This window comes from Clostridium neonatale (genome assembly GCF_900465025.1).
Lineage (GTDB): Bacteria > Bacillota > Clostridia > Clostridiales > Clostridiaceae > Clostridium > Clostridium neonatale.
This window is the reverse complement of sequence record NZ_UICR01000001.1, coordinates 1,191,417-1,216,305: the sequence shown is the minus strand read 5'-3', so window position 1 is coordinate 1,216,305 and position 24,889 is coordinate 1,191,417. Positions and strand designations below refer to the sequence as shown.

General features: G+C 27.9%; 28 protein-coding genes and 1 other annotated feature. Of the genes, 6 read left to right on the top strand and 22 right to left on the bottom strand.

The window, feature by feature from the left end:
• Nucleotides 1-13: 13 nt before the first annotated feature.
• The 3 genes from CNEONATNEC86_RS05495 to CNEONATNEC86_RS05485 form a co-directional block, all read right to left on the bottom strand.
• Nucleotides 14-733, bottom strand: a complete 720-nt coding sequence (locus CNEONATNEC86_RS05495) for an AzlC family ABC transporter permease (protein ID WP_230131966.1) — start codon at nt 731-733, stop codon at nt 14-16.
• Between the two features lie 36 nt (nt 734-769).
• On the bottom strand, nt 770-1,354 hold the full coding sequence (locus CNEONATNEC86_RS05490) for a hydrolase (protein WP_125149223.1): 585 nt from the start codon (nt 1,352-1,354) through the stop codon (nt 770-772).
• Nucleotides 1,355-1,521: 167 nt separating this feature from the next.
• A complete protein-coding gene (locus CNEONATNEC86_RS05485) occupies nt 1,522-2,958 on the bottom strand; it encodes a M20 family metallopeptidase (protein WP_200848506.1) in 1,437 nt (478 codons plus the stop codon).
• Between the two features lie 234 nt (nt 2,959-3,192).
• Between CNEONATNEC86_RS05485 and CNEONATNEC86_RS05480 the strand changes: the two genes are divergently transcribed.
• The 4 genes from CNEONATNEC86_RS05480 to CNEONATNEC86_RS05465 all read left to right on the top strand — a co-directional run bounded on the left by CNEONATNEC86_RS05480 (nt 3,193) and on the right by CNEONATNEC86_RS05465 (nt 6,371).
• A complete protein-coding gene (locus CNEONATNEC86_RS05480) occupies nt 3,193-4,002 on the top strand; it encodes an MBL fold metallo-hydrolase (RefSeq protein ID WP_159135650.1) in 810 nt (269 codons plus the stop codon).
• A gap of 147 nt (nt 4,003-4,149) precedes the next feature.
• Nucleotides 4,150-4,467: an ArsR/SmtB family transcription factor gene (locus CNEONATNEC86_RS05475; RefSeq protein WP_159135649.1), complete on the top strand. Its 318-nt coding sequence runs from the start codon at nt 4,150-4,152 to the stop codon at nt 4,465-4,467.
• A gap of 142 nt (nt 4,468-4,609) precedes the next feature.
• Complete coding sequence (locus CNEONATNEC86_RS05470; protein ID WP_159135648.1) at nt 4,610-5,014, top strand: arsenate reductase ArsC; 405 nt, start codon at nt 4,610-4,612, stop codon at nt 5,012-5,014.
• A 31-nt stretch (nt 5,015-5,045) separates the two neighbouring features.
• The gene (locus tag CNEONATNEC86_RS05465; RefSeq protein WP_159135647.1) at nt 5,046-6,371 is read left to right on the top strand and encodes an MATE family efflux transporter; all 1,326 of its coding nucleotides are present in this window, start codon (nt 5,046-5,048) and stop codon (nt 6,369-6,371) included.
• 393 nt (nt 6,372-6,764) lie between these two features.
• Here CNEONATNEC86_RS05465 and CNEONATNEC86_RS05460 read toward each other — a convergent pair whose 3' ends face one another.
• The 10 genes from CNEONATNEC86_RS05460 to CNEONATNEC86_RS05420 all read right to left on the bottom strand — a co-directional run bounded on the left by CNEONATNEC86_RS05460 (nt 6,765) and on the right by CNEONATNEC86_RS05420 (nt 14,380).
• On the bottom strand, nt 6,765-7,352 hold the full coding sequence (locus CNEONATNEC86_RS05460; protein WP_159135646.1) for a hypothetical protein: 588 nt from the start codon (nt 7,350-7,352) through the stop codon (nt 6,765-6,767).
• Nucleotides 7,353-7,686: 334 nt separating this feature from the next.
• Complete coding sequence (locus tag CNEONATNEC86_RS21190) at nt 7,687-7,854, bottom strand: hypothetical protein (RefSeq protein ID WP_172437842.1); 168 nt, start codon at nt 7,852-7,854, stop codon at nt 7,687-7,689.
• Between the two features lie 89 nt (nt 7,855-7,943).
• Nucleotides 7,944-8,099, bottom strand: coding sequence for a zinc-ribbon domain-containing protein (locus CNEONATNEC86_RS05455; RefSeq protein WP_058294240.1), 156 nt, complete (start codon nt 8,097-8,099; stop codon nt 7,944-7,946).
• Between the two features lie 152 nt (nt 8,100-8,251).
• Entirely contained in the window at nt 8,252-9,016 is a 765-nt protein-coding gene (gene gpmA, locus CNEONATNEC86_RS05450; RefSeq protein ID WP_159135645.1) for a 2,3-diphosphoglycerate-dependent phosphoglycerate mutase, read from the bottom strand.
• 97 nt (nt 9,017-9,113) lie between these two features.
• Nucleotides 9,114-9,470, bottom strand: coding sequence for a heavy-metal-associated domain-containing protein (locus CNEONATNEC86_RS05445; protein WP_058294238.1), 357 nt, complete (start codon nt 9,468-9,470; stop codon nt 9,114-9,116).
• Between the two features lie 174 nt (nt 9,471-9,644).
• A complete protein-coding gene (locus tag CNEONATNEC86_RS05440; protein ID WP_083498726.1) occupies nt 9,645-9,806 on the bottom strand; it encodes a FeoB-associated Cys-rich membrane protein in 162 nt (53 codons plus the stop codon).
• A 201-nt stretch (nt 9,807-10,007) separates the two neighbouring features.
• Nucleotides 10,008-12,158 carry a ferrous iron transport protein B gene (gene feoB, locus CNEONATNEC86_RS05435; RefSeq protein ID WP_159135644.1) on the bottom strand — a complete coding sequence of 717 codons (2,151 nt, stop codon included), beginning with the start codon at nt 12,156-12,158 and terminating at the stop codon, nt 10,008-10,010.
• A 134-nt stretch (nt 12,159-12,292) separates the two neighbouring features.
• Nucleotides 12,293-12,514 (bottom strand): FeoA family protein, encoded by a 222-nt coding sequence (locus CNEONATNEC86_RS05430; protein ID WP_058294236.1) that lies wholly within the window; start codon nt 12,512-12,514, stop codon nt 12,293-12,295.
• 114 nt (nt 12,515-12,628) lie between these two features.
• On the bottom strand, nt 12,629-12,838 hold the full coding sequence (locus CNEONATNEC86_RS05425) for a FeoA family protein (protein WP_058294235.1): 210 nt from the start codon (nt 12,836-12,838) through the stop codon (nt 12,629-12,631).
• Between the two features lie 258 nt (nt 12,839-13,096).
• Nucleotides 13,097-14,380, bottom strand: coding sequence for a chloride channel protein (locus CNEONATNEC86_RS05420; RefSeq protein ID WP_159115792.1), 1,284 nt, complete (start codon nt 14,378-14,380; stop codon nt 13,097-13,099).
• A gap of 175 nt (nt 14,381-14,555) precedes the next feature.
• Between CNEONATNEC86_RS05420 and CNEONATNEC86_RS05415 the strand changes: the two genes are divergently transcribed.
• Together CNEONATNEC86_RS05415 and CNEONATNEC86_RS05410 are read left to right on the top strand one after the other, a co-directional pair.
• Nucleotides 14,556-14,927 carry a hypothetical protein gene (locus tag CNEONATNEC86_RS05415; RefSeq protein WP_058294233.1) on the top strand — a complete coding sequence of 124 codons (372 nt, stop codon included), beginning with the start codon at nt 14,556-14,558 and terminating at the stop codon, nt 14,925-14,927.
• Nucleotides 14,920-15,537 carry a sensor histidine kinase gene (locus CNEONATNEC86_RS05410; RefSeq protein WP_159135643.1) on the top strand — a complete coding sequence of 206 codons (618 nt, stop codon included), beginning with the start codon at nt 14,920-14,922 and terminating at the stop codon, nt 15,535-15,537. Before CNEONATNEC86_RS05415 ends, CNEONATNEC86_RS05410 begins: the two co-directional genes overlap by 8 nt.
• 170 nt (nt 15,538-15,707) lie before the next feature.
• Here the strand turns inward: CNEONATNEC86_RS05410 and CNEONATNEC86_RS05405 are convergent, their stop codons facing one another.
• The 9 genes from CNEONATNEC86_RS05405 to CNEONATNEC86_RS05365 form a co-directional block, all read right to left on the bottom strand.
• Entirely contained in the window at nt 15,708-16,352 is a 645-nt protein-coding gene (locus CNEONATNEC86_RS05405) for a Crp/Fnr family transcriptional regulator (RefSeq protein ID WP_159135642.1), read from the bottom strand.
• Nucleotides 16,353-16,969: 617 nt separating this feature from the next.
• Complete coding sequence (locus tag CNEONATNEC86_RS05400; RefSeq protein ID WP_159115788.1) at nt 16,970-18,670, bottom strand: FAD-dependent oxidoreductase; 1,701 nt, start codon at nt 18,668-18,670, stop codon at nt 16,970-16,972.
• 88 nt (nt 18,671-18,758) lie between these two features.
• The gene (locus tag CNEONATNEC86_RS05395) at nt 18,759-19,079 is read right to left on the bottom strand and encodes a rhodanese-like domain-containing protein (RefSeq protein ID WP_159135641.1); all 321 of its coding nucleotides are present in this window, start codon (nt 19,077-19,079) and stop codon (nt 18,759-18,761) included.
• A gap of 253 nt (nt 19,080-19,332) precedes the next feature.
• On the bottom strand, nt 19,333-20,346 hold the full coding sequence (gene trpS, locus CNEONATNEC86_RS05390; RefSeq protein WP_058294228.1) for a tryptophan--tRNA ligase: 1,014 nt from the start codon (nt 20,344-20,346) through the stop codon (nt 19,333-19,335).
• 65 nt (nt 20,347-20,411) lie between these two features.
• Nucleotides 20,412-20,642, bottom strand: a binding site (T-box leader).
• A 66-nt stretch (nt 20,643-20,708) separates the two neighbouring features.
• Nucleotides 20,709-20,951 carry a TIGR04540 family protein gene (locus tag CNEONATNEC86_RS05385; RefSeq protein WP_058294227.1) on the bottom strand — a complete coding sequence of 81 codons (243 nt, stop codon included), beginning with the start codon at nt 20,949-20,951 and terminating at the stop codon, nt 20,709-20,711.
• Between the two features lie 211 nt (nt 20,952-21,162).
• Complete coding sequence (locus CNEONATNEC86_RS05380; protein WP_058294226.1) at nt 21,163-21,597, bottom strand: universal stress protein; 435 nt, start codon at nt 21,595-21,597, stop codon at nt 21,163-21,165.
• A gap of 167 nt (nt 21,598-21,764) precedes the next feature.
• On the bottom strand, nt 21,765-22,601 hold the full coding sequence (locus CNEONATNEC86_RS05375; protein ID WP_058294225.1) for a deoxyribonuclease IV: 837 nt from the start codon (nt 22,599-22,601) through the stop codon (nt 21,765-21,767).
• 138 nt (nt 22,602-22,739) lie between these two features.
• Complete coding sequence (locus tag CNEONATNEC86_RS05370) at nt 22,740-23,642, bottom strand: 3'-5' exoribonuclease YhaM family protein (RefSeq protein WP_058294224.1); 903 nt, start codon at nt 23,640-23,642, stop codon at nt 22,740-22,742.
• A 357-nt stretch (nt 23,643-23,999) separates the two neighbouring features.
• On the bottom strand, nt 24,000-24,566 hold the full coding sequence (locus CNEONATNEC86_RS05365) for a P-loop nucleotide/nucleoside kinase family protein (RefSeq protein WP_058294223.1): 567 nt from the start codon (nt 24,564-24,566) through the stop codon (nt 24,000-24,002).
• Nucleotides 24,567-24,889 lie beyond the last annotated feature (323 nt).

Sequence of the window (24,889 nt, the reverse complement as noted above, 5' to 3'; positions counted from 1 at the left end):
ATCTCCTCCATGTCTAATCCTTAATAAATATTCCAACTAAGGCACCAAATATTGCTGCTATTATTACACCTAAACTTGTAGATACAAATTTAGTTGATAGTATTAATATAACTACAGATGTAAGAATTATTATTATAGATTTTTTTAATTTTATGTTTTCTATTGATGAAATTAATAGCCCTACAAACATAGCTGTAAGTGCAAAATCTAAGCCAAATATTTTATAATCTGGTATTAAATTTCCTATAACTACACCTATCCCTGTTGCTATAATCCAGTTTAAATATGCTGCAATATTGAGTCCCATCATCCACCAATAATCAATTTTCTTATTTTTTATTCCCTCTGCACTTGCAACTAAAAATGTTTCATCTGTTAATAATATTCCTATTAATAGGTTTTTAATTAGAGAGTTTCTTTTGAAATATGGTGCCATAGATGCACTCATAAATACATGCCTAAGATTAACAAAAAATATTGTGAATATTATGCTTATTGCAGGTATTCCTGAAAACATCATACCGGCTGAAATAAATTGTGCTGAACCAGCATAAATAAAAGTACTCATCCCTATTGCCTGCCAAAATGTAATGTTACATGACTTGCATAGTATTCCACATGCTATTCCTATGCTTAAATATCCAAATATAGTTGGTACACAGTCCTTTATGCCTTTTATAAATAAATCTTTTTCATTCATTTGGCACTTGAAGTCTTGATGCTCTAGTTCCAAATCAGCTTCCCCCTTAAAATTTCTTGCTTATTCCGCTTAAATAGTTTTCATTTCATTATTAACTGTCTCTTCACAAGAGCGCATTGCCATTATTGTCGTTTCTAATAATTTATCTAATTCCCACCCAAGGAATTCTGCACCTTTTCTTATTACGTCTCTTGAACATCCAGCTGCAAACTTTTTATCTTTAAATTTTTTCTTTAAGCTTGAAAGCTCCATATCCATTACACTTTTTGATGGACGCATACGTGCTGCTGCACCAATAAGTCCTGTTAATTCATCCACTGCATATAATACTTTTTCCATTTCATGTTCTGGTTTAACATCCACAGTTAATTCATATCCATGACTACATACTGCATGAATTAATTCTTCTCCTGCATTAGACTTTCCTAATAATTCTGGAGCTTTTATGCAGTGTTCTTCTGGATACATTTCATAATCGATGTCATGTAAGAGTCCTACAAGTCCCCAGAATTCTTTATCTTCTGAATAACCTAATTCATCTGAATACCACTTCATGACACCTTCCACTGTTAATCCATGTAAAATATGAAATTCTTCTTTATTGTATTCCTTTAATAAATTGATTCCATCTTCTCTGCTTAATTCTGTTTTCATGATAAATAACCCCCAATTCATATTTCTTGTTACTTTATTTAATATAACAACTTTATTATTTATATAATTGTATTTCTACTATTATCTTCCACCGATTGTTAAATGTCAACATGTAAAAAGCCATAAGCTTATACAGCAAACGGCTTTTTATATAGTAATTTAATATATTATTCAAAAATATGTGGTTTAACTTCCTTAGGAATTAAACATTCATATTTTTGTCCATCTAATTTTTCATAAAATTCAGCTTTTGCTTTTTCTATAAGCTCAGGATTTTCTATTAACTTTATTGCACCTAGTGCAAGTACATTAGAAGCAAGTAATGTCCCCTTTAATGCAGTTTTAGATTTACCTTGAGCAACATATTGCCATGAGTGCCCATCCACACCATAAGCAAAACAAGCTGTTCTTATTTGTGCTGTTGGAACTACCCAACTTACATCACCAACGTCTGTAGAACCAGATGATGCCGATACTTCATCTTTGTGAATATGTTCAACTATATAATCACAAATAGGATTTTCTTTCATATGCTTTTTAAATTCCTGCTTATTTTTTATTTCTTCTGAAATAAATATATCATCTAAGTTTTCTTTAGAAACTGTATCTTTAAACTTTTGCGCGTAATCCAGTTCTTCTTTTGTATATTTAGGTGCTCCTATTTCCAAGAAGCTTTCATATAATACATCTTCAAGTGCACAGTTAGAAATTGTATCTGAACATCCTTCATCAAATAATATTTCAATTTCTGTTTCAGTCATCATAGCTGCTCCTTTAGCTATTTTGCATACTCTTTCATATAGCTTTTTAGCTTTTGGAGCACTTGAAGACCTAACCATATATGCTACTTCTGCTTCTCTTTGGACAACATTGGGAGATATTCCTCCAGTATTAGTTATTGCATAATGAACTCTTTCTTGTGGCTCAATATGTTCTCTTAAATAATTAACTCCTACATTCATAAGTTCAACAGCATCTAATGCACTTCTTCCAAGGTGTGGTGCGGCTGCTGCATGTGATGATATTCCATGGAACCTAAAGAAAACCTGCATACATGCAAGACTTGAGCCTGTTGTAACTATGTTTAATGTATCAGGATGCCAAGAAAGTGCTATATCGCAATCATCAAAGAAACCATCTCGTGCCAAATAAGCTTTGCCTGATCCGCTTTCTTCTGCTGGACATCCAACAATCTTTACTGTACCTTGAATATTATTTTCTTTTAAATAATCTCTTACCAATAAAGCTGCTCCAACAGCTCCTGTCCCAAGTAATTGATGTCCACATCCATGACCTGTTTCTTTTCCTTCAATTGGCTTATATTCTGCTATATCACATTCCTGACTTAATCCTGATAGAGAATCATATTCAGCTAAAATGCATATTACAGGGCTTCCACTTCCATATACTCCAACAAACGCAGTATCCATATCTGCAATATTTTCTTCCACCTCAAAGCCTTCACTTCTTAAATATGATACCATAGCCTTGCATGATTTATTTTCTCTAAATGCTAACTCTGAATAATCCCATATATTATCTATTAAATTTTTAAGCCCATCTTTATATTTTTCTATTGGATTGTTCTCCATAAATTTATGCATAAAATCGCCCCCATTAATTTATTCCTATATATAAATTAAGTTCTTTACTTTAGTAGTATTTTCTTAATTTTTAAAATAGTTTTCTTATAATTATATATTATTTTCAAGTTTACTTACAGTTATATTATACCAATAATTTAATGTAATCTATAAATTTAATGATATAATATGGATATTACAGTTAATATTTAATGCCAATTGAATTAATTAATATACCTTTAGGAGATTTTAAATATGAAATTAAAAGTTTTAGTTGATAATAACACATATATAGATGAATACTATCTTAGAGAACCAGCTGTTTCTTATTACATTGAGGATGAAGATGTTAAGCTACTATTAGATGTTGGGTATTCAGATATATTCTTAAAAAATGCATCTAAAATGAATATAGATCTATCCGAACTAGATTCAATTATAATATCTCATGGTCATGATGATCATACATTAGGATTAAAATACTATTTTAATCAAAACTATAACGATGATATTTCACTTATAGCTCATCCTGATGCATTTTATTATAAAATGTATGATGATTTAAAAATATGTTCACCATATTCAAAAGATGAAATTTCAGAAAAGTGTGCCCTTATCCTTTCAAGAACTCCAATTAAAATAAGCAAAAATATAACTTTTTTAGGCGAAATACCATCTTCAAATACTTTTGAAAAAAGAAAAATTATTGGCAAAACTTTAATAAATAATAAATTTGTTGATGATTATGTTCTTGATGATTCTGCACTTGTATATAAAAATGATAAAGGAATATATATAATTACCGGCTGTTCTCATAGTGGAATCTGCAATATATGTGAATATGCAAAAAATATATGTAATGATGATAGAATTATTGGGATTATAGGTGGATTTCATCTATTTGATTTATGTGAACAAGCTTATAAAACTATTGAATATTTTAAGATCAATAATATAAAAGAACTGTATCCCTGCCATTGTACTTCGTTTAGTGTAAAAGCTGAAATTAATAAATATATTCCTGTAAAGGAAGTTGGAGTAAGACTTGAACTTAATTGGATATAATCTAATTTAAATCACTAAAAAAAGTAACAATTTATAAACTACACAATACTATATAAATAAACAAATCAAAATTTCGAATGTCATATTGATAAACTTCGATGTGAGCAATATAATATACATATGTAAAAATAGATATGAGGTGATAACATGGAAAACAAATATACACTTAATTCTCGTGTATTTAAAGCTTTCTGTGATGAAAATCGTTTAATGATTCTTGAAATGCTACAAACTGGTGAAAAATGTGCCTGTCATTTATTAGATCAAATGAATATAAGTCAATCAACATTATCACATCATATGAAAATACTATGCGAATCTGGAATCGTAGTTAGTCGTAAAGAAGGAAAATGGACTTATTATTCAATTAGTTCTGAAGGTAGTGAGTATGCAGTTGAATTATTAAAACAACTAACAGAAGTAAACATTAAAATTAACCTTGATAACACAAAATGCTGTACATAAAATAATACGACATACTTAATAAAACCATCTTTGTTGATGGTTTAAAAAATATTATACATATCGAAAATTTTAGATATGTATTTAAAAATTAAATTATTCAAAATAGACATATAAAATTTAAAAATTGAAAGGAATAAAAAATATGAAGAAAAAAGTAGCATTTATTTGTGTTCATAACTCATGTAGATCACAAATGGCGGAAGCACTAGGGAAGATTTATGGGGCTGGAGTTTTTGAAAGCTATTCAGCAGGAACTGAAACAAAGCCCCAAATAAATCAGGATGCAGTTAGAATAATAAAAGATTTATATGATTTTAATATGAATGAAACTCAAAAATCTAAACTACTAAGTGATATCCCTGAAGTTGATATAGTTATAAAAATGGGATGTAATGTGGTATGTCCCTTTTTACCTGCAAAGCATATAGAAGATTGGGGCTTAGATGATCCTACTGGTAAAAATGATGATGAATTTATAAAAACTGCTAAATTAATAGAAGAAAAAGTTAAAAATTTAGTTTTAAGAATACAAAATAATGAACTCTAAGCTTACATTTATTATATGAATGGAGAAAGAAATGAAAGAAACAGATTTGACAAAAGGAAAAGTTATATCCGTTATAACATCATTAGCGTTACCTATAATGGGAAGCTCTTTTTTACAGTTTACTTATAATTTGATTGATATGATGTGGGTAGGCAGACTTGGAAGTGGTGCGGTTGCAAGCATTGGTTCATCAAGCCTGTATATAAATATAGGAAATGCTATAAATTCATTAGTTGTTATTGGTACTGGAATAAAAGTAGCTCATGCAATTGGTAGAAATGATAGTAATGAAGTAAAAGAATATATTAATTCAGGCATAATTATTAATACAATTATAGGTATTATCTTTGGTCTTGTATTAATATTAGCCGGAAAAGGCTTCATAGGATTTTTAAATCTTAATAATTATGAAGTTGAAAGAAATGCATATCACTATTTGGCATTAAATGCACCTATTTTATTCTTTGCATTTTTTAATATGATGTATACAAGGATATTAGGTAGTTTTGGAAATAATAAGCTAGCATTTAAAATCAATGCAGTTGGAGTAATTCTTAATATAATTCTTGATCCTATACTAATTTATGTTTTTAAATTTGGAGTTATAGGAGCTGGGCTTAGTACTTTGAGTGCCAACATAATCATGTTCTTCTTATTTAGAATAAATTCTAATGGGATTCTTAACTATACCTTTGGGATATGCGTAGATTATGTAAAGATAAAAGAAATTGCTAGACTCGGATTTCCAATGGCTTTTCAAAGAATTCTATTTACAATTATAAATATTCTATTAGCAAAAATAATTGCAGTTTTTGGATCAGATGCAATAGCAGCACAAAAAGTAGGTGTTCAGATAGAATCTATTGCCTATATGATAATTGGAGGACTTAATGGAGCAGTTGCAAGCTTTACCGGACAGAATTTTGGAGCCAGTAAGTTTAAGAGAATAAAAGAAGGATATAAAAGTGCATTGCTTATTGGAATAATTTACTCAATGGTTATGGCATGTGCATTTTTACTGTTTAATAAGCCTATGATTAGATTATTTATAAGAGATGAAGCAACCATTGTAATTGCAGCAGCATATTTAAAAGCAGTAGCTTTTTCACAAATATTTAGTGCTATTGAAATGATATCAAATGGTCTATTTACTGGAATAGGTAAGCCTAATATTCCAGCAAGCATAAGCATTATATTTACATCACTTAGAATTCCATTTGCATTATTATTAATTAAACCTTTTGGTATAAATGGAATATGGATAAGTATCTCATTATCAAGCATTCTTAAAGGCATATTCTCATATTTACTATATGAAATTAAAGTAAGAAGAAAGTTTGTAAATATTCCAGAATAAATATAGTCAAATTTATGAAGATAAAAATGTTAACAAAAATCAAACTAAGTGCTTCACTTCACTTGACAATTCATTATAACAAAAAATGCAATAAGGCTAACTAAGATTTGCCTTATTGCATTTTCTTCTTAAATATATTCTATACTACTTCTTTTTATGATTTTCTTCAATATATTAATAAATTATATTATGCATTCTCTATTCCCTTATGATTAACACTCCCCTGATTAGAAGCTCTGTTAATCCTTTTTTCTCTATCATAACAACTACTATATTTTTTATACAATTTTTATTGAAAAAATAGCAATAATTAAATTAATATTTGTTATTGTAGGCTGCTTTGCAAATTTTATTTCTTAAATCACTACCGCATTTATCAACTAATATTTTATACTAATTAAATATACTATCTAGAAAAAATTCTGTGCTGTCAATTTCTTTATCATTTTTGTTTTGCATTACTTCATCTTTTAATTTATTATTTTCTGTAAGACTATCATTATGTTGTTTCTTCATAATATCTACGATGCCATCATTATCGATGGCATATACTTTATCTTGTTGTAGTATTGGATTATTATATGATGATATCACATATTTAGGATATATATATGATTTTACAAACCAGCTTGTGATTGCATGTATATTCCTATTTATACTTAATGCTGCTTCAATTTGTCCTCTAATGTCAGAAAAAGCAGCTTTGGTTTCCAATACCCGTACCATATGAAATGACTTTTGTATATTATGATTCAAAACTCCTTCACACTCTAATTTTCTTAATCGTTCAAATTGCGTCATGCTATTCAACAATCCATATCCTTCTAATTTAGCTATTTCTTGAGTTAAATTTTCAACATAATTTCTTTCCTGCTCAATCGCTCTCTTTGGGTCCGTAAATAAATATTTATTTATGGTCCTTATATAATTATTTAAATATCTATATTTTTTATCCAAATATGAAAATACGCTTTTATCCATTATATCATCTTCCTTCCTTAGATAAAGGATTATTTGCCTAGGTCAAATCATAATATTAATTTTACGAAGATAATTATTTTGTTGAAATATAAGTACTTTATTATATTTAATATTTTTTGTTTGAGAAATAACAGACTTCTATTAAAGATTAAAGTAAGACATATACATACTATTTAGTTAATATATAGTTTGTAAAAATTAGATTATATAAATTAAAAATATTTGTTAAGTTTAAAATATTATATTAAGAATAAGTATTGTAATATTAATTACTGAGCTCTAAAATTAATAACATTACTTATCTGTAATAAATTATTAAAGTATAGAATTAAATTTATCTATTTAGAAATGTTGTATAATGCTCAATATTATCTAACTTATTATTTTTTTCTAGCCATTTATTGTAGCTTTTAAAGTTATTTTCTACCGCTTCTATATCAGTATAGTCTTTATTCATTCTGTTCTTTTCAGCGTACATGTTTATTTTTATTATTTTCCCCATCTATTAATATCCCTCTTTTTTAGTTCTTTTATTATGATAATTGTAAAAAAGAGTTGTAAGAAAACCTTACAACTCTTATCTTGCTAAAATTATCTTCTATTATTTTGTTGCTTTCTTGCTCTTCTACAATCAGCACATCTTACTGGTTCATTCTCAAAACCTTTTTCTTTGTAAAATTCTTGTTCTCCAACTGTGAATATAAATTCTTGTGAACAATCTTTACATACTAAAACCTTATCTTCCATATGTTAATTCCTCCTTATTATTAAAAAGATCATTATTGATTAATATGATTCTCTATTTTAAGGAGAAAATATATACCACTTAATAACTTTTTATCTTTATACTTATTATATCACTATTATTATATAATAGCAACTTTTATTTATAATTTTTATTACACAGTCTCTATTTCCTTATGATTAATACTTCCTTGATTAGACACACTGTTAATTTTCTTTTCAATTTCTTCTTGATCACCTAAGTAATATTTATCTACTACCTTAAAATTATCATCAAATTCATATACTAATGGAACACCAGTTGGTATATTAACATTTAAAATTTCATCTTCAGAAAGATTCTCAAAATATTTTACTAATGATCTTATAGAATTACCATGTGCTGCAATCAATACTCTTTTACCAGCTAGCATGTCCTTCTTTATAACATCATTAAAATATGGAACAACTCTCTTGATTGTATCTTCTAAGCTTTCGCCAAGAGGTAGCTCATCTTTATTTATACCTCTATATTGCTCTTGATTCTTTGGGTTTTGGATGCTTGTCTCATCTAAAACTGGTGGTCTTACAGCAAATGATCTTCTCCATATTTTAACTTGTTCTTCTCCGTATTTTTCTGCTGTCTCTGCTTTATTTAATCCTTGTAATGCTCCATAGTGTCTTTCATTTAGTTTATATGTCTTAATTACTGGAAGCCACTCTCTATCCATTTGTTCTAACGCTAAATTCAAAGTATGAATTGCCCTTTTTAAATAAGATGTATAACAAATATCAAAATCTAATCCTTTATCTTTTAAATTCTTTCCTGCTGATTTAGCTTCTTCTATGCCTTTAGGAGATAAATCGACATCGCTCCATCCAGTAAATAGATTTAGTTTATTCCATTCACTTTCTCCATGTCTTATAATAACTAATTTCATTAACTTTCACCATCCTTCTATAATTATCCAGTCCTAGTTATAATTATATTATAACTCTTTATTTAAAAATTTCAATGATTATCATTATCATAAAACATTAATTTTTCGTAATTGATAGAACTGAGTATCCCGCTTTTTTTATTGTTCTTTCAAGAACATCATTATTAATATCTTCTTTCATATTTACAACTGCACATTTTTTCTTTAAATTAGCTTTTGCATAAACACCGTCTAAATCATTAAGTTCATTTTCAACATGCGCAACACAATTTTTACATGTCATGCCTTCTATATTCATAATTTTTGAGTACTTATAATCATTTAAGTCTACTTTAATCTTCTTTCTAATTTCTCTTTCTCCGCCACAGCATCCGACTGTTAATTTCTTAATATAACCTTTTATCGAAAAAATAGCGATGACTAAAATAATAAATACTATTATGTAATTTGCCATTTTAATTCCTCCTAAAATCCAGATCTTCTTTATGTAATTTTCATTCTTTAATTTAAATATTCTTTACTTAGAACTCAAGTTAGAGTATAAAAATTACCATAACTCATGTAAAATCACATCAGTTATGGCATATAACATTATCCTATTCAATACTCAATATAACTTTTACATGTGCTATTTATTTACTATATTGATTCCATGACATGATTTAGCTGAAGAGCATCCTGAACAACCACAACCACAGCCACTTCCTCCACTTTTAGATTTCTTAAATTGTTTTATAGCAACAAATACCATAGCGCCAATTACAATAGTTCCTATAATTGCTGTTGACATATATATCACTCCCTTTATTGTAATATAACAATAGATACCCAAAGAGTATTAACTCTGCTTTAATGTAACATATACTCTTTGGAGGTTACATGCATAAGTATGAATCTCTTTAGGTATCTATATTTTATATTGGTTAATCTACTACTTCTAAGTATTCATAAATATATTTTTATAATCTAACTTTTTATCTTTTAACTTAAATTATTTGCTATAACTTAATTGTCCTTTTGACTTAACTCTTTCTGAGCTTCTACCAGACATTACTACTAGTGCAATTACTACAATAAGTATTACTACTGAAATTGCAGCTCCAACAAAGCTTCCATAGCCACCAATAAAACTTCCAACTTGATTAATAACAAGGGCTACTAAATATGCTGTACCTGTTTGGAAACCTATTGTAATCCACATCCATTTCCACGAACCCATTTCTCTTCGTATTGCTCCTATAGCTGCAAAACATGGTGCATTAAGCATATTAAATGCAATAAATGCATACGCACTAGCTATAGTAAACATTCCTGAAACATGCTGAAGAAGTGTCGGATCATCTTCGGCTGCCTCTGCTACACCAAATAACACTCCAAATGTTCCAACTACATTTTCCTTTGCAACAAGACCACTAATTGAAGCTACTGAGCTTTGCCAGTTACCAAATCCAAGTGGTGCAAAGATCGGTGCAAATACATTACCTATAGCTGCCAATATACTTTCACCGGCATCTACCATTTCAAGCCTGAAGTTAAATGAACTTAAGAACCAAATTGCTCCACAAGCAACAAATATTATTGTACCTGCTTTAACTATAAATGCTCTACCTCTTTCCCACATATGAAGTAATACATTTTTAGCACTTGGAATGTGATATTGAGGTAATTCCATAACAAATGGTGCTGGTTCACCTTTAAATAGCTTTGTTTGTTTTAAAATAATACCACAAATAATTATCATTACAATTCCTAAGAAATAAACAGAAGGTGCTACCCATGAAGCTCCTCCAAATAGTGCTCCAGCAAATAAAGCAATAATAGGAAGTTTAGCTCCACATGGAATAAATGTAGTAAGCATAATTGTCATTTTTCTATCTCTATCATTTTCCATTGTACGAGTTGCCATAATTCCTGGAACTCCACAGCCAGAACTTATAAGCATTGGTATAAATGATTTTCCTGATAATCCAAACTTTTTGAAAACTCTATCCATAATAAATGCAACTCTTGCCATATATCCACAGTCTTCTAGTATAGATAAGAATAAGAATAATAGCATTATTTGAGGAACAAATCCTAGAACTGCTCCAACTCCACCAATCAAACCATCTATGATTAAGCTATATAACCAATCTGCAACTCCTAAAGCTTGAAGCCAATTGCCAACATTTCCCGCTACGATTTCCCCAAATAAAGTATCATTAGTCCAATCAGTAACTATAGTTCCAATTGAGCTTACAGATATGTAATATACTGCCCACATAATTGCCGCAAAGATTGGTAATGCTAAAAATCTATTAGTAATAATCTTATCTATTTTATCTGATGTTGATTCATTAGAATTGTTTGCTTTTTTAATTGCTTTTGATACAATTGTTCCAATAAAAGCATATCTATCAGATGTAATTATACTTTCGCTATCATCATCTAATTCATCTTCACATTTTTTTACTATATTCTCTATCTCTTTTAAACTACTTTCATTTAATTGTAACTTTTCAACTATTTTTTCATCTCTTTCAAAAAGCTTTATTGCTAAATATTTGCTTTCAATATTAGATGAAGATAAATTTTCTTTAGCAAACTTTTCAATTTCCGAAAGTGCATTCTTACACTCTTCTGAATATGGCACTTCAAAATTAAATTTTTTCTTTTCATTTGCAAGTTCAACTGCTTTTTCAGCTACTTCTTTAATGCCTTTTCCCTTTAATGCTGAAGTTTCAATAACAGGGCATCCAAGAATGTCTGATAATTTATTTAAGTCTATTTTGTCTCCGTTTTTTTCAACTATGTCCATCATATTTAATGCTATAACGGTTGGAATGCCAAGTTCTAATATTTGCGTAGTCAAGTACAAATTTCTTTCAATATTAGACGCATCAACTATATTAATAATAGCATCTGGCTTGTCCTCAATCATAAAATTACGTGTAACTACTTCTTCAAGAGTATATGGTGATAAAGAATAAACTCCTGGTAAATCTACTATTTCCACATCTTTATGGCCCTTAAGCTTTCCGCCTTTTTTTTCAACTGTTACTCCAGGCCAGTTACCAACATATTGTGTTGAACCTGTTAAGTCATTAAACATTGTTGTCTTACCACAGTTTGGATTACCTGCAAGACCTATTTTAATTGACATTTTATTTCCCCCTTAATTTTTACAATTCACTTAAAAACTCATATATTATTTCATATAAATAAAAAAATTCTTTCTAATTAAAAAATCTCTCGCATAAATTATTGACTCTCATTATCATTAAAAATCTAAACAAATTATCCAACAACTATCATTTCTGCATCAGCTTTACGAAGTGACAATTCATATCCACGAACAGTTACTTCAATCGGATCACCAAGTGGTGCTACTTTGCGAACAAAAACTTCACACCCTTTTGTAATTCCCATATCCATAATACGTCTACGTATAGGGCCTTCTCCTTGAATTTTAGTTACCTTAACAGTCTCACCACATTTAATTTCTTTTAATGTCATCATAGTTTATCCTCCCTAAAACTTTATATCAACAATTTTCGAATATAAATTATATATTATAAAAGCAATTCAATATTAATTCTAAAATTGTATTCTAATAACTTAACCTAAACATATTTATACTATGATACGGCTTGCCATACCTTTGTCCAAAGCTACTCTTGACCCTTTAACATTTATAATCATATTTCCGCCTAATTCTGAAACAACTGTAACATTTTCTCCGGTTACAAAACCTAAACTGTTTAAAAATCTTTTTGTCTCATCATTCCCAGTAATTTTTTTTATACATAATTCATGTCCTTTATTTGCTAACATTAATGGCATATGACTACCTCCTATCATACTAATTAAAATTGCATATTAATTGAAAATGATTTTTAATTTTCCTCTGGATTTATATTAGCATATTTTTTCACTAATTGCAAATAATTTTCAATTACAAAATTTATATTTAAATTATTTCTTCAAGATAATTTAAAAGAGGCAAATCACAAGTGAAAAGCCTCTAAAATAAAAAATTAATTATAACATAGTTACATATTGCATCCATAATAAAAGGTTCTGATAAAGTTTCAAATCCTTTTAATCTTCATTTTCATTTTTATCATCATATGTTCTCATAAATAACGTACTTTTTCCTTTAGTTAATTTTCTTTTAGTGAAAATATCATAAAAACCTGAAATACTATAGCTTATTACCATTATTATTATTATAGCCATTACTTCATTTGATCCAAAATATTCAATAGCAATGGCTATTGAGGTTATAGGCAAAGCCTGTGCACTGCAAAACACTCCTATCATTCCAAGTGCAGCTACATTTTCTAATGGTAAATTAAATAATCCAGCAATGCTGCTTCCAAATGTTGCTCCTGTAAAAAATACTGGATTACCACGCCCACCTTGAAACACTGATCCTAATGCAACTGCTGTAAATACTATTTTCCAAAAGAAAGCTAATGGTGATGCTGGCGTTTCAAAAGAGGAGCTTATAAATTTTTGACCCAGACCATTATAGTTTTCACCTAACATCAAAAATAAAATTATTGTTAATATTCCTCCTACAAAACCTTTTATTAATGGATTTTTTATAAAATAGCTATATACTTTTGAACTATTATCTAACATGAAATTAAATAGCAAGCCTACAAGACCAAATAATATTCCAAGAACTATTAATTTTAATATTAATATAAAATCTAAAGTACCTAAATCTAAAGCCTTATACTCTATTGCTTTATTTCCTATTCTTTGTGCGACTTCATTGGCTGTGACGCTGGTCAAAAATGCTGGGATTAATGATTCATAATTAAAATTTCCTTTTAATACAAGTTCCATCCCAAGAATAGCACCTGCAAAAGGAACATTGTATAAAACGCCAAAAGCACCACCTACTCCACTTATAACAAGTGTACGATGTTCTTTATCATTTAGTTTAAATTTACGAGATAAAAAATCTCCAAAGGTTCCTCCCATTGCTACTCCTGAACCTTCTTTACCGGCAGAACCACCAAAGAATGTTGTAAGTAGTGATCCTATAAATACAACAAGCATCATATATACAGGAATATTCTTTGCTGCTTTTTGAACTTCTGATTTCAAAAGATTTTCTCCGCTATATGCATTTCTCTCAGTTTTTACATACATATAGGCAATGATAACACCTGCTATGGGTAAAAAATATATTAAATAATTATAATCACTTCTATAATCATTTGCAGCCTTTAAGATTATATTAAAATAGCCTACTACTATTCCTATTGTTATTCCCATAGTTAAACTAAGTGCTACCCATTTGCATATTGTATATAGTAATTGTAAACAAAGAATTTTTACATTATTCTTTTTATTTATTTTATATTCCATAATAATCTTTCTTTTACTCCAACTTATATTTCAAATTATTTTTACCTAATACTAATATAAATATTCATAAAAACTATCTGTTACATTTTATTGACCTTTCATTACATATTTGTAATTATATATTCCTTTTTTATCGATATGAATAATATATCAAATTTAGGAAGGATGAGAAATTATGAAAATAAATTCACCATTAAAATTTAATATTTCTACTAATAATGAAAAAGCTAAAAAAACAAATGATATTGCTCCTAAAGAAAGTGCTTCTAAATTACAGGAATATGATTCACAGATTCAAAACATTGACAAACAAATTTCACAAATCCAAATGGAAGAAAGAAAAGAAACCACTAATCTTAAAAATAGCAATGCCAATAAAGATTCTGCTAAATCAAACAAAGATAATGCAGATAAAACTACTGACAACTTAGATAAAACTGATGAACTCATGAATAATCTTTTTGATTTATCAAGCAGCTATAAAACATTAAAATCAGCCAAGAATTTCTCTCCTTATAATTGCATATGTTTTAAAAAGAATGATTGACTCTGAAGAAGAAAAACATAAAATTATTCTTATGGAACATCAATTTGAATGCCAGGTCAATCATATAAAAAATTTAGAAAAGTTTTACAATGATACAAGCAAAATTCAACATGATATGAAAAATCATATTATATGCTTGAAATCATTAGCTTTTAACAATAATTTATCAGAATTAAAATCGTATTTATTGAAGTTAGATGATACACTAAAAAAATCAGCTTTAAAAATAAAAACTGGTAACCCAATCAGTGATTGCATTATAACTGAAAAGCTGGATATATCCTCAGCTCATAATATAGATTTTAATTGTAATTTTATTATCCCTAAAAACTCTTCTATAGATTCATTTGACCTATGCATACTCTTAGGAAATTCATTAGATAATGCAATAGAAGCCTGTAATAAAATCACTTCCTCAACTATAAAAAAAGAAATAAATTTAAAATCATATATAAGAGATTTATTTATGATAATTGAAATTATAAATTCAAAACAAGAACCCATTAAATATATAAATAGCAAAATAGAAAGTACTAAACCTAATAAGCTCATTCATGGAATAGGTCTTGATAACATTAGAGAAATTGCAAAAAATATGATGGAATTGTAGACATCATTGAAGAAAAAAACCTTTTTAATTTATATATTATGTTAAAAATAAAAAATAGAGATTGAATTAATGAATAATATATTTCAAATAACTATAGCTGTTCTGCAGTTTATATAGGTAAAAATAGTGATAAAGCTTACATTTACCACTATTTCTGCTAATTATTTTTTTTACATCTCATTTAAATCTTTTAGTACTATTATTTTACCTCGCTCTATTTTTATATATCCTTCTTTTTCAATTAATTTTAAATGCCTGCTTACAACTTCCCTTGTTGAATCTATTTCTAGTGCCAAATCTCTATGGGTTCCATAAATGATTTTACTATTCTTACTTATAAGCAATTTTATAAGTCTTGTTTGTAATGAATTGTGATTTTTATCTTCGCGTTTTTGTATTATTATATTGAATTTTTCATATAAATCTTCATACATGTACTTTAAGAATTGTAAATCTTTAATTAAATAATTTCTCACAATTTCTATCGGAATTATGCATATAGTTGAATTCATTATTGCTCTTCCAATAATGTTTAGAGGATTAAAATTTAACAAGCAACTTAATGCTTCATGGCATAATTCGCCTTCTTTAATCTCATAAAGACTTGTTTCATCTCCATTTTCACTAAGCCTCTGAATTTTAAGCATTCCATCTACTATAAATAAGATTCCTTGGCAAGTCCCATTTGAAGAAGATATATATTCATTGAACTGTAATGTCTTAAAATAAGCATTTTTATCTATTATATTTTCATTTTGATCATTAATCGTTTTTAATACTGGATATCTATCATATAAAAGTTCTAAATTTTTCATAACTACCTCCTATATTTATATTATAAACCTTATTAGCGTTCCGTATGTGATTTAGTCACAAACTTCTCTGGATTTTTATAAGTTAACTAATATTAACCCTTGGATGGCTCAATTTGCATTTGTTTTTTATAGTATTCTGATTATATCAATACTTCTTAGATTTATATCAATTATTCTCTTTAAGCAAATATCATGTTTTGTATACTGTCCTCTTGGAACAATGACTCAAAAAATATGTATTGTAAAGAATAAAAGTAATAAAAAATAAAAAAATCGCCAAGGCGACTATGGTATAATCCCCTATAAAATATAAATCCAATAGAATACAATAACTTAAATTTAAGAAAATCCTTTAGCCGTCGATTTTTTTCAGCGCATTCTGGATTTTCTGAGCTTGCCGAAGAAAAGGCCAGGCGCATATATTTTATTTTTTTATTCTTTAGGTTCAATGACATTAGTTTATTACAATATTTTTCAAGTCAGTTTATCCACAGATTATCCATGAATATAATTTCCTAAAGAATAAAAAAGCTACCTAATAAATTTATCAGATAACTTTTTTATTACTTACTATATTAAAAGGGCAGCAATAAATCAAATTCCTGCCCTTTATAATACTATTTAAAATTATATTCTGTAACTATACTGTCTCGTCCTAATGTCTTATCATTAAAATATTCAAAGAAAGATAAGCCTAAAAAACTTCCTGTAATATTATAAATATTACTAAATCCTAAATTTTCAAGTGCCATAGCGGCATTATAACTTCTTTGTCCTGTTCTACAATGAAGATATACTGGAATATCTCTTGGTATTTCTTCTATTCTATCTCTTAACTCACTTAATGGAATATTCTTTGCATTTATAATATGTCCATTTTCATATTCATTTCTTTCGCGTACATCTATTATATATGCATTTTCTTCCACAAGTTCACGAACTTTATCCACATTTATTTGCTTAAAATCACCATTCAAAAGATTTGATGAAACATATCCAGCATAGTTAACAATATCTTTTGCTGTTGAAAATGGTGGTGCATAGCAAAACTCTAGATCCTTTAAATCTTCAATTGTTCCATTAAATTTAATAGCTGTTGCAATCACATCAATTCTTTTAGTGACATCGCCTTTTCCTATTGCTTGTGCTCCAAGTATTTTTCCTGTTGGAACCTCATAAATCATTTTAAAATGTATAGGTGATGAATCTGGCATTATAGAAACTTTATCTGTAAGTATAAGTCTCACTATATCATAGTTTATATTCATATTTAGAGATTTAATTAAATTTTCATTTAATCCTGTTGATGCTCCATTATAATCAAATACTTTTATAGCAGATGAACCTATATATCCTTTATTTACAGTACTCTTATTATTAATATTATCAGCCACACTTCTTGCCTGCTTTTGTGCTGGACCTGCTAGTGATAACTTTGTATAAGAATGTGTTAATGCATTATATACTTCAATAGCATCACCAACAGCATATATATTTTCGTCATTTGTTTTATAATTCTTATCTACTTTAATAGCTTTTGTACTTCCAAGTTCTATATCTGCAAGCTCTGCAAGCTTTATTTCCGGTGTTATCCCAATTACCATTATTACTGCTTTAGCTGTAATTTTTCTTCCTGATGATAACATAACAGTATCTTTTTCAAACTTTTCTACTTTATCATTTACTATTAAATTAATTCCTTTATCATAAATCTCTTTATGTAATATCTGAACCATATCATAATCAAATGGTCTTAGTATTTGTTTATCAGATTCAATAAGCGTTACATTATATCCTCCATTACACAAGTTCTCTGCAGTCTCAACTCCTATAAATCCGCCACCAATAACCGCTACATCCTTTATATCATTGTTCTTTAAATATTTATTTATTCCATCTATATCTACAACATTTCTTATAGTAAATAAATTCACTTCATCAATACCTTCTATTTTAGGCACTATAGGATGTGCCCCTGGAGATAAAATCAGCTTGTCATAACTTTCTTTATATATCTCATTACTATCTATTTTTCTTATTTCTATATTTTTATTTTTTCTGTCTATGGAAATAACTTCACTGTTTGTTCTTACTTCAATATTATATTGCTTTTTAAATTTTTCTGGGCTCATAAGTACTAATCTATCAGCAGATTTTATAACCCCACTTAAATGATATGGAAGTGCACAATTTGAAAATGAAACGTGAGGACCTTTCTCAAACATTATTATTTCATCTTCTTCACTATTTCTTCTAAGTCTTGTGGCTGCTGATGCTCCCCCAGCAACTCCGCCTACAATCAGTATTTTCTTCTTCATAACATTTCCTCCATTTTCAATAAAAATATTATTTTAAAATTTTATTATATCTATTTGATACATTTTAAATTTTATTTTATATGAATTTCTATCTTCTTTTTGTTCCTACATATGAGCCCACTCCACCACTTACATTAATAACATCATATCCATTCTTTCTAAGTAGTGAACATGTTCTTGAACTTCTACCTCCAGATTGACATACTATATAATATTTTTTCTCTTTACTTAGATACTTTCCTGCATCATTTAATAATGTATTCATAGGTATATTTTTAGCTGTTTTTATACTCCCCTCATTATATTCATAAGGCTCTCTTATATCTATTAATTGAATTTTACCTAGTAAATTATCTATTTCATTAACATTAATAACTTGACCTTCATTTTTTTTAAATATTTCAAACATAAATGTTCCTCCTCAAAAACTCTCTTTCTAACATCATCTTTATTTATGAATTAAGTATAAAACATATTTTTGTAAATTTTTGTGACTAAGTTACTTAAAGCACACAATATCTCTTGTAAAAAACTTTTCAATAAATATTTTTTCTAGTGTGCTTTTTATATCTTATGTAAATAAAAATTATAAAAAAGGAATTGAGCCCTAATAAAATTTTATCATCACTCAATTCCAACATTAATCTTATAATATTTTATTCTTATTTAAAATACTCAATTCCAATAGCTTCGCGAACTTCTTTTAATGTCTGTGCTGCTACTTCTCTAGCTTTATCGCTTCCTTCTTTAAGCATTTTATAAACATAATCCATATTGTTTTCATATTCTTGTCTTCTTTTTCTTATTGGCTCAAGTTCTGCCTGCATTACTTCATTTAGATATTTTTTAACTTTCATATCTCCAAGTCCACCACGTTTATAATGGGCTTTCATTTCCTCTACTTCTTCTTTATTTGGAGCAAAAACATCTAAATAAGTAAATACTGTATTTCCTTCAATTTGACCTGGATCTTCCACTCTTATATGATTTGGATCTGTATACATTGATTTAACCTTTTTAGTAATTGTATCTGCATCATCAGCTAGATATATACAATTACCAATAGACTTACTCATCTTAGCCTTTCCATCTGTTCCTGGTAGTCTTCCCATTGTATCTTTTGGTATCACAGCTTCTGGTTCAACAAGAACCTCACCATATATAGAATTAAAACTTCTAACAATTTCTCTAGTTTGTTCTATCATAGGCAATTGATCTTCTCCTACTGGAACTGTAGTTGCTTTAAAAGCAGTAATATCAGCCGCTTGGCTTACTGGATATATTAAGAATCCAGCTGGAATGCTGTTTTCATAATTTTTTTGTTGAATCTCAGCCTTAACTGTTGGATTTCTTTCAAGTCTTGATAATGTAACAAGATTTAAATAATGCATTGTAAGCTCATGTAATTCTGGTAATTGTGATTGAACAAATATTGTTGATTTACTTGGATCAATTCCTACCGCTAAATAATCTAATGCTACTTCTGTTAAGCTTCTTCTTATTTTTTCTGGATCTCTAGCATTATCAGTTAAGGCTTGTTGATCAGCAATCATTATAAATGTTTCATATTCGCCTGTATTTTGCAATTTCACTCTATTTTTCAGTGATCCAATATAATGACCTATATGAAGTTGTCCTGTCGGTCTATCACCTGTAAGTATTATTTTTTTTGACATATCTTTTATACACTCCTTGTATTGAATTTACTATTTACAAATAAAAAAGCCGTCCTATAAACAATATATAGGACGGACATATATCCGCGGTACCACCTAAATTGTATCACACTTCAAATATGATACCTCTTTAAATACTGCTGTAAGGTGCAGACACCATAAATGGATACTCACAAAAGCTTTCCCCATATTCCTCAAAGGTCCATTCATAAAATCATTCGTGCTAAGATTCCACCATTTCTTAACTCTCTTTATCGATACTAGATTTAACTACTACTCCTTATCATAGGATTTAATATATTATAATTATATATGTATAACATATCTTAATTCTTTAAATAAAAATTGTCAATAGTCACATCTTAAGCTTCTTGTAAATTATCTTTAACTATCTCATCAATTAACTCTACTCTATTTTCTCCTAAAACATTAGCTATTTTAACAGACATATTTTTTTCTTTATATATACTATCTTTATTAGCTTCAACGATCTTTAATATTTTATCTTTCATTTTTTCATAAGTTATTAAATCATCATAGTATGTATCTACTATATCCTTTAAACATGTTGCTAATTCTCTTGGATTTTTGTAAACAGCTCTCATTTTAATCTCCTCATCATTTACAAATTAATTCTATTGTAGCTTAATTTATGTTACAACAAAATTATTATATCATCTTATTTATTAAAATTCTATATTAGTATTCTTGCCTAAATTTAAATTATATTACAAGGAAATTTATATAAAATTTTGAAATTTGAAATAAGATATATAAATACATTAAAACATATACTCACATATCTTATTATAATAACTATTTTAAGCTAATAGTAAAATCGTTTGGAACTACCATTACTATACACTTTGCTTTCTTTACAACACTTGTCGTTACTGATCCTATCATTCTGCTTAATCCTCTCTTGGTTGACTGTGTCATTACTATGATTCCAACATCTTCATCTCTAGCCTTATTTATAATTTCGTCTGCCGGATACCCAAAAGTAAAATAAGTTTCTACATTATAACCTTGCATTTTTTTCTTAGCAGCTTCTAATATCTCCTTGCCAAGTTCTTTGGCAATTTTAACTTCTTCAGAAACTATCATTTCATTAATTAAAACCAATTCTTTTACATTCATTAAAATTATTTCCATTCCTGAATCCTTGGAAAATATTTCTTTAATAAAATCCAAGGCATACATACTTCTCTCTGTTCCATCAATTGGTACTAATATTCTTTTTTTATTCATAAATATTCCCCCTTTTACCCTTTGTATACTATATATTATTCTTCGAAAACGTTTAAATTCCTCTTTCTCATCAAAAATTTAATAGTGACTAAAAAACTAGCTATATAAGACAAATAGTTATATCTTATATAGCTAAGCTTTATTATTTATAATCAATTATTTATTAATTATACTTCTGTATATCTTTCTCGAAGTAACTGTATTTCTTTTTTATATCCATCCAACTCATTTGGTGTTTCAAGATAGAATGGCAGATTTCTTAATTTAGGATGATTAATTATTCTTGTTATAGCGTCAAGACCTATATACCCATTTCCTATTGTTTCATGTCTATCCTTATGGCTCTCAAATGGATTCTTACTATCATTTAAATGAATTGCTTTTAATCTCTCTAATCCAATAATTTTATCAAACTCATCTAAAACATTATCTAAATCATTCACAATATCATAGCCTGCATCATGAATATGGCATGTATCTAAACATACTCCCATCTTTTCTTTTAAGTTTACTTTGCTTATTATCTCTGCTATTTCTTGAAAATTTCTTCCTACTTCTGTCCCTTTTCCAGACATAGTTTCTAAAAGAACTGTTGTAGTCTGATCTTCTGTTAATATTTCATTTAAAGCATCAGCTATATACTGTATTCCAACTTCTGCACCTTGTTTTACATGACTGCCTGGGTGAAAGTTATATAAATTTCCTGGTATGTATTCCATTCTTTTTAAGTCATCTTTCATTATTTCAATAGCAAACTCCCTATTCTTAGGATCTGCTGAACATGCATTCAAAGTATATGGTGCATGAGCTAAAATTTTTCCAAAATTATTTTCTGCAATAATATCTAAAAACTCTTTAACATCTTCTTCGTCTATATCTTTTGCCTTGCTCCCTCTTGGGTTTCTTGTGAAAAATTGAAATGTATTAGCGCCAATACTTATTGCATCTTCACCCATTTTCTTAAAACCTTTAGAAGAAGATAAATGGCATCCTATAGTTAACATAATATTTTCCTCCATCTAATAATTTGTTGAAATTAATTGTATTCTATATTTAGCTTAATTTCAACTAGTGACTTTATTAAATGCAAAGATACAATACCAAATTATAATATGAGCCTCGTACATTTTAATTTCTATAATTTATAAGTAAAGTTTAGTTTCAAGTCTTCTATCATACTCTGACCATGTATTGCTTTCTGTTTTTTCCTTCATTTGAGTAATCTTATTCATGGTTGCGTCTATAGAATCAGCATAATTTAGAATAAATGCTTCTTCCATATTCATTTCTCTAGGTGAACCATATTCCAGTTTCCCATGATGTTGTACAATGCAACCTTTTATTCTATCGACAAAATCATCATTATAAAAATCAGGTTTATTTTTTACAGCTTCATCAATCATCTGAACTCCAATTACAATATGTCCCTCAAGTTCACCTCTTAATGTATATTTAAATGGTCCCTCATAATAAAGTTCATAGATCTTTCCTATATCATGAAGCTTTGCAGATAATACAGTTATTTCTTTTCTTCTGCAATCATACTTTTCAGAAAGCATTGCTGTTAAATCCATTACATTCAACGTATGTTCTGCAAGACCTCCTATATAATTATGATGCATTGAAACACCACCGATGCCCTTTTTAAATTTATCTAAAAATTCTTTATCACAGAAAAAATAATTATTTAACTCCTTGCCTTCTCTTGAAATCACATACTTAGTTGTAAGTTTATCAATATCATCCATAATCTCATCTATATTACGCTTTACAACTGGTAGATAATCTTCAATTTTATATTCTGTCACAAATTCATATTTTTTAACATCTAAATTTATATTTTTTATTCCAATAATCTTTAATACAACTCCTGGATTTATTTTATCGTCTTTGCAAGTAATATTTGCTTTTATTTCTGAAGTCTTATCTGCTAATATACATACAACTTTATTATTATCTTTAAAAATTACTCTCATTACCATCAATGATAATTCTAACTCTTCTTTATCTTTTATTTCTGATAAAAATCTTTCTTTAGTAGTCATTCATTATAGTCCTCCTAAAATAAAATTATTTTTTATTTTAGTATGTGTAATAACCTCATATTATATATAAAAAATGCTTTTTAATTATTATAGGTAGTGAGTAATATTTTTAAAATATCAATAAATACGGAAGCTCTTAATAATATTCATTCCTATTTCAAATTATTCAAATAAATTTCACTTAATTAGTTATATAAAAAGATTCTCATCAAAAATTATTAATTTGCAGATTATATTATATTCTTTAAATATATAATTTAATAAAAAACAGGAAGAGTCAAAAATTTGCCAATTCCTGTTTTTTGTATATGTATTGCTATTCTCTTTTATAATATCTATAAAACATTATAAATATAATTATTTTTTAAAGTATTCTACTAATTCAGCCATTGATTGTTCAAATTCTTCTTTTGATGAATTTTTGAACACTCTTAATTCTGGAATTCCTTCTGGTTTCTCAAAATTACATCTTGAAATATATTCATCCCAATTAGCTAATTTCCAAGTATCACGTTCTGAATTACGATCTATCATTCTTTGGTGACAAACTTCTATATCAGTTTCAACCCAGATAACAACTAATTCTGTATCATGTTCTTGTAATTTTTTTCTGAAGCCATTCATATAATCTAAGTCTCTTATTTCCCTTGTAAATGGTGCATTTATAAGTACTGTATCACAATACTCTAACGCTTCCAATGCTAGATCAATAACAACTTCATATTCAGTATTTCTTATGTTTTCTTCAAAGAAATCTGAACTTCTATTATTTTCTTCTCCTGCAACCTTAAATACTTGATTTGATAAACCAATTAATGTATCTTTATCTAAATATACCATTGGCTTAAGTGCCTTAGATATTTCTTTTGATACATGTGTCTTTCCGCATGCTGGTGGTGATGTCACTAATATTAATCTTCTCATCTTAAGTCGCCTCTCCTATAAACAATTAATTTATTAATGGTATTATTTAAAGCAACATATTAATTTGCTTTTTTACAAAATAATTCGCGTAAATATTATACTATAAATTCATGAATAACTCAAAAAAATAGTAGACCACTTAGAGCTATGGCTACTACTTTTTTGTTGATAAAATTATAGTCACATTCAGTTATAATAACTGGAAATATATACTAAGTTTTATAAAATAACTTTATATAAACTAACTACTTGTTTATTATATCAGCTTTTTTCAAAAAATAAAGAGTATTTTCACTTTTTCTAAGTTAAAAATGTTATCGCAA

Excerpts from the sequence above, each read along its gene's own strand:
- CNEONATNEC86_RS05490 (WP_125149223.1), bottom strand. The coding sequence starts at position 1,354 with ATGAAAACAGAATTAAGCAGAGAAGATGGAATCAATTTATTAAAGGAA.
- CNEONATNEC86_RS05485 (WP_200848506.1), bottom strand. The coding sequence starts at position 2,958 with ATGCATAAATTTATGGAGAACAATCCAATAGAAAAATATAAAGATGGG.
- CNEONATNEC86_RS05480 (WP_159135650.1), top strand. The coding sequence starts at position 3,193 with ATGAAATTAAAAGTTTTAGTTGATAATAACACATATATAGATGAATAC.
- CNEONATNEC86_RS05475 (WP_159135649.1), top strand. The coding sequence starts at position 4,150 with ATGGAAAACAAATATACACTTAATTCTCGTGTATTTAAAGCTTTCTGT.
- CNEONATNEC86_RS05470 (WP_159135648.1), top strand. The coding sequence starts at position 4,610 with ATGAAGAAAAAAGTAGCATTTATTTGTGTTCATAACTCATGTAGATCA.
- CNEONATNEC86_RS05465 (WP_159135647.1), top strand. The coding sequence starts at position 5,046 with ATGAAAGAAACAGATTTGACAAAAGGAAAAGTTATATCCGTTATAACA.
- CNEONATNEC86_RS05460 (WP_159135646.1), bottom strand. The coding sequence starts at position 7,352 with ATGGATAAAAGCGTATTTTCATATTTGGATAAAAAATATAGATATTTA.
- CNEONATNEC86_RS21190 (WP_172437842.1), bottom strand. The coding sequence starts at position 7,854 with ATGGGGAAAATAATAAAAATAAACATGTACGCTGAAAAGAACAGAATG.
- CNEONATNEC86_RS05455 (WP_058294240.1), bottom strand. The coding sequence starts at position 8,099 with ATGGAAGATAAGGTTTTAGTATGTAAAGATTGTTCACAAGAATTTATA.
- gpmA (WP_159135645.1), bottom strand. The coding sequence starts at position 9,016 with ATGAAATTAGTTATTATAAGACATGGAGAAAGTGAATGGAATAAACTA.
- CNEONATNEC86_RS05445 (WP_058294238.1), bottom strand. The coding sequence starts at position 9,470 with ATGGCAAATTACATAATAGTATTTATTATTTTAGTCATCGCTATTTTT.
- CNEONATNEC86_RS05440 (WP_083498726.1), bottom strand. The coding sequence starts at position 9,806 with ATGTCAACAGCAATTATAGGAACTATTGTAATTGGCGCTATGGTATTT.
- feoB (WP_159135644.1), bottom strand. The coding sequence starts at position 12,158 with ATGTCAATTAAAATAGGTCTTGCAGGTAATCCAAACTGTGGTAAGACA.
- CNEONATNEC86_RS05430 (WP_058294236.1), bottom strand. The coding sequence starts at position 12,514 with ATGATGACATTAAAAGAAATTAAATGTGGTGAGACTGTTAAGGTAACT.
- CNEONATNEC86_RS05425 (WP_058294235.1), bottom strand. The coding sequence starts at position 12,838 with ATGCCATTAATGTTAGCAAATAAAGGACATGAATTATGTATAAAAAAA.
- CNEONATNEC86_RS05420 (WP_159115792.1), bottom strand. The coding sequence starts at position 14,380 with ATGGAATATAAAATAAATAAAAAGAATAATGTAAAAATTCTTTGTTTA.
- CNEONATNEC86_RS05415 (WP_058294233.1), top strand. The coding sequence starts at position 14,556 with ATGAAAATAAATTCACCATTAAAATTTAATATTTCTACTAATAATGAA.
- CNEONATNEC86_RS05410 (WP_159135643.1), top strand. The coding sequence starts at position 14,920 with ATGATTGACTCTGAAGAAGAAAAACATAAAATTATTCTTATGGAACAT.
- CNEONATNEC86_RS05405 (WP_159135642.1), bottom strand. The coding sequence starts at position 16,352 with ATGAAAAATTTAGAACTTTTATATGATAGATATCCAGTATTAAAAACG.
- CNEONATNEC86_RS05400 (WP_159115788.1), bottom strand. The coding sequence starts at position 18,670 with ATGAAGAAGAAAATACTGATTGTAGGCGGAGTTGCTGGGGGAGCATCA.
- CNEONATNEC86_RS05395 (WP_159135641.1), bottom strand. The coding sequence starts at position 19,079 with ATGTTTGAAATATTTAAAAAAAATGAAGGTCAAGTTATTAATGTTAAT.
- trpS (WP_058294228.1), bottom strand. The coding sequence starts at position 20,346 with ATGTCAAAAAAAATAATACTTACAGGTGATAGACCGACAGGACAACTT.
- CNEONATNEC86_RS05385 (WP_058294227.1), bottom strand. The coding sequence starts at position 20,951 with ATGAGAGCTGTTTACAAAAATCCAAGAGAATTAGCAACATGTTTAAAG.
- CNEONATNEC86_RS05380 (WP_058294226.1), bottom strand. The coding sequence starts at position 21,597 with ATGAATAAAAAAAGAATATTAGTACCAATTGATGGAACAGAGAGAAGT.
- CNEONATNEC86_RS05375 (WP_058294225.1), bottom strand. The coding sequence starts at position 22,601 with ATGTTAACTATAGGATGCCATTTATCTTCTTCTAAAGGTTTTAAGAAA.
- CNEONATNEC86_RS05370 (WP_058294224.1), bottom strand. The coding sequence starts at position 23,642 with ATGACTACTAAAGAAAGATTTTTATCAGAAATAAAAGATAAAGAAGAG.
- CNEONATNEC86_RS05365 (WP_058294223.1), bottom strand. The coding sequence starts at position 24,566 with ATGAGAAGATTAATATTAGTGACATCACCACCAGCATGCGGAAAGACA.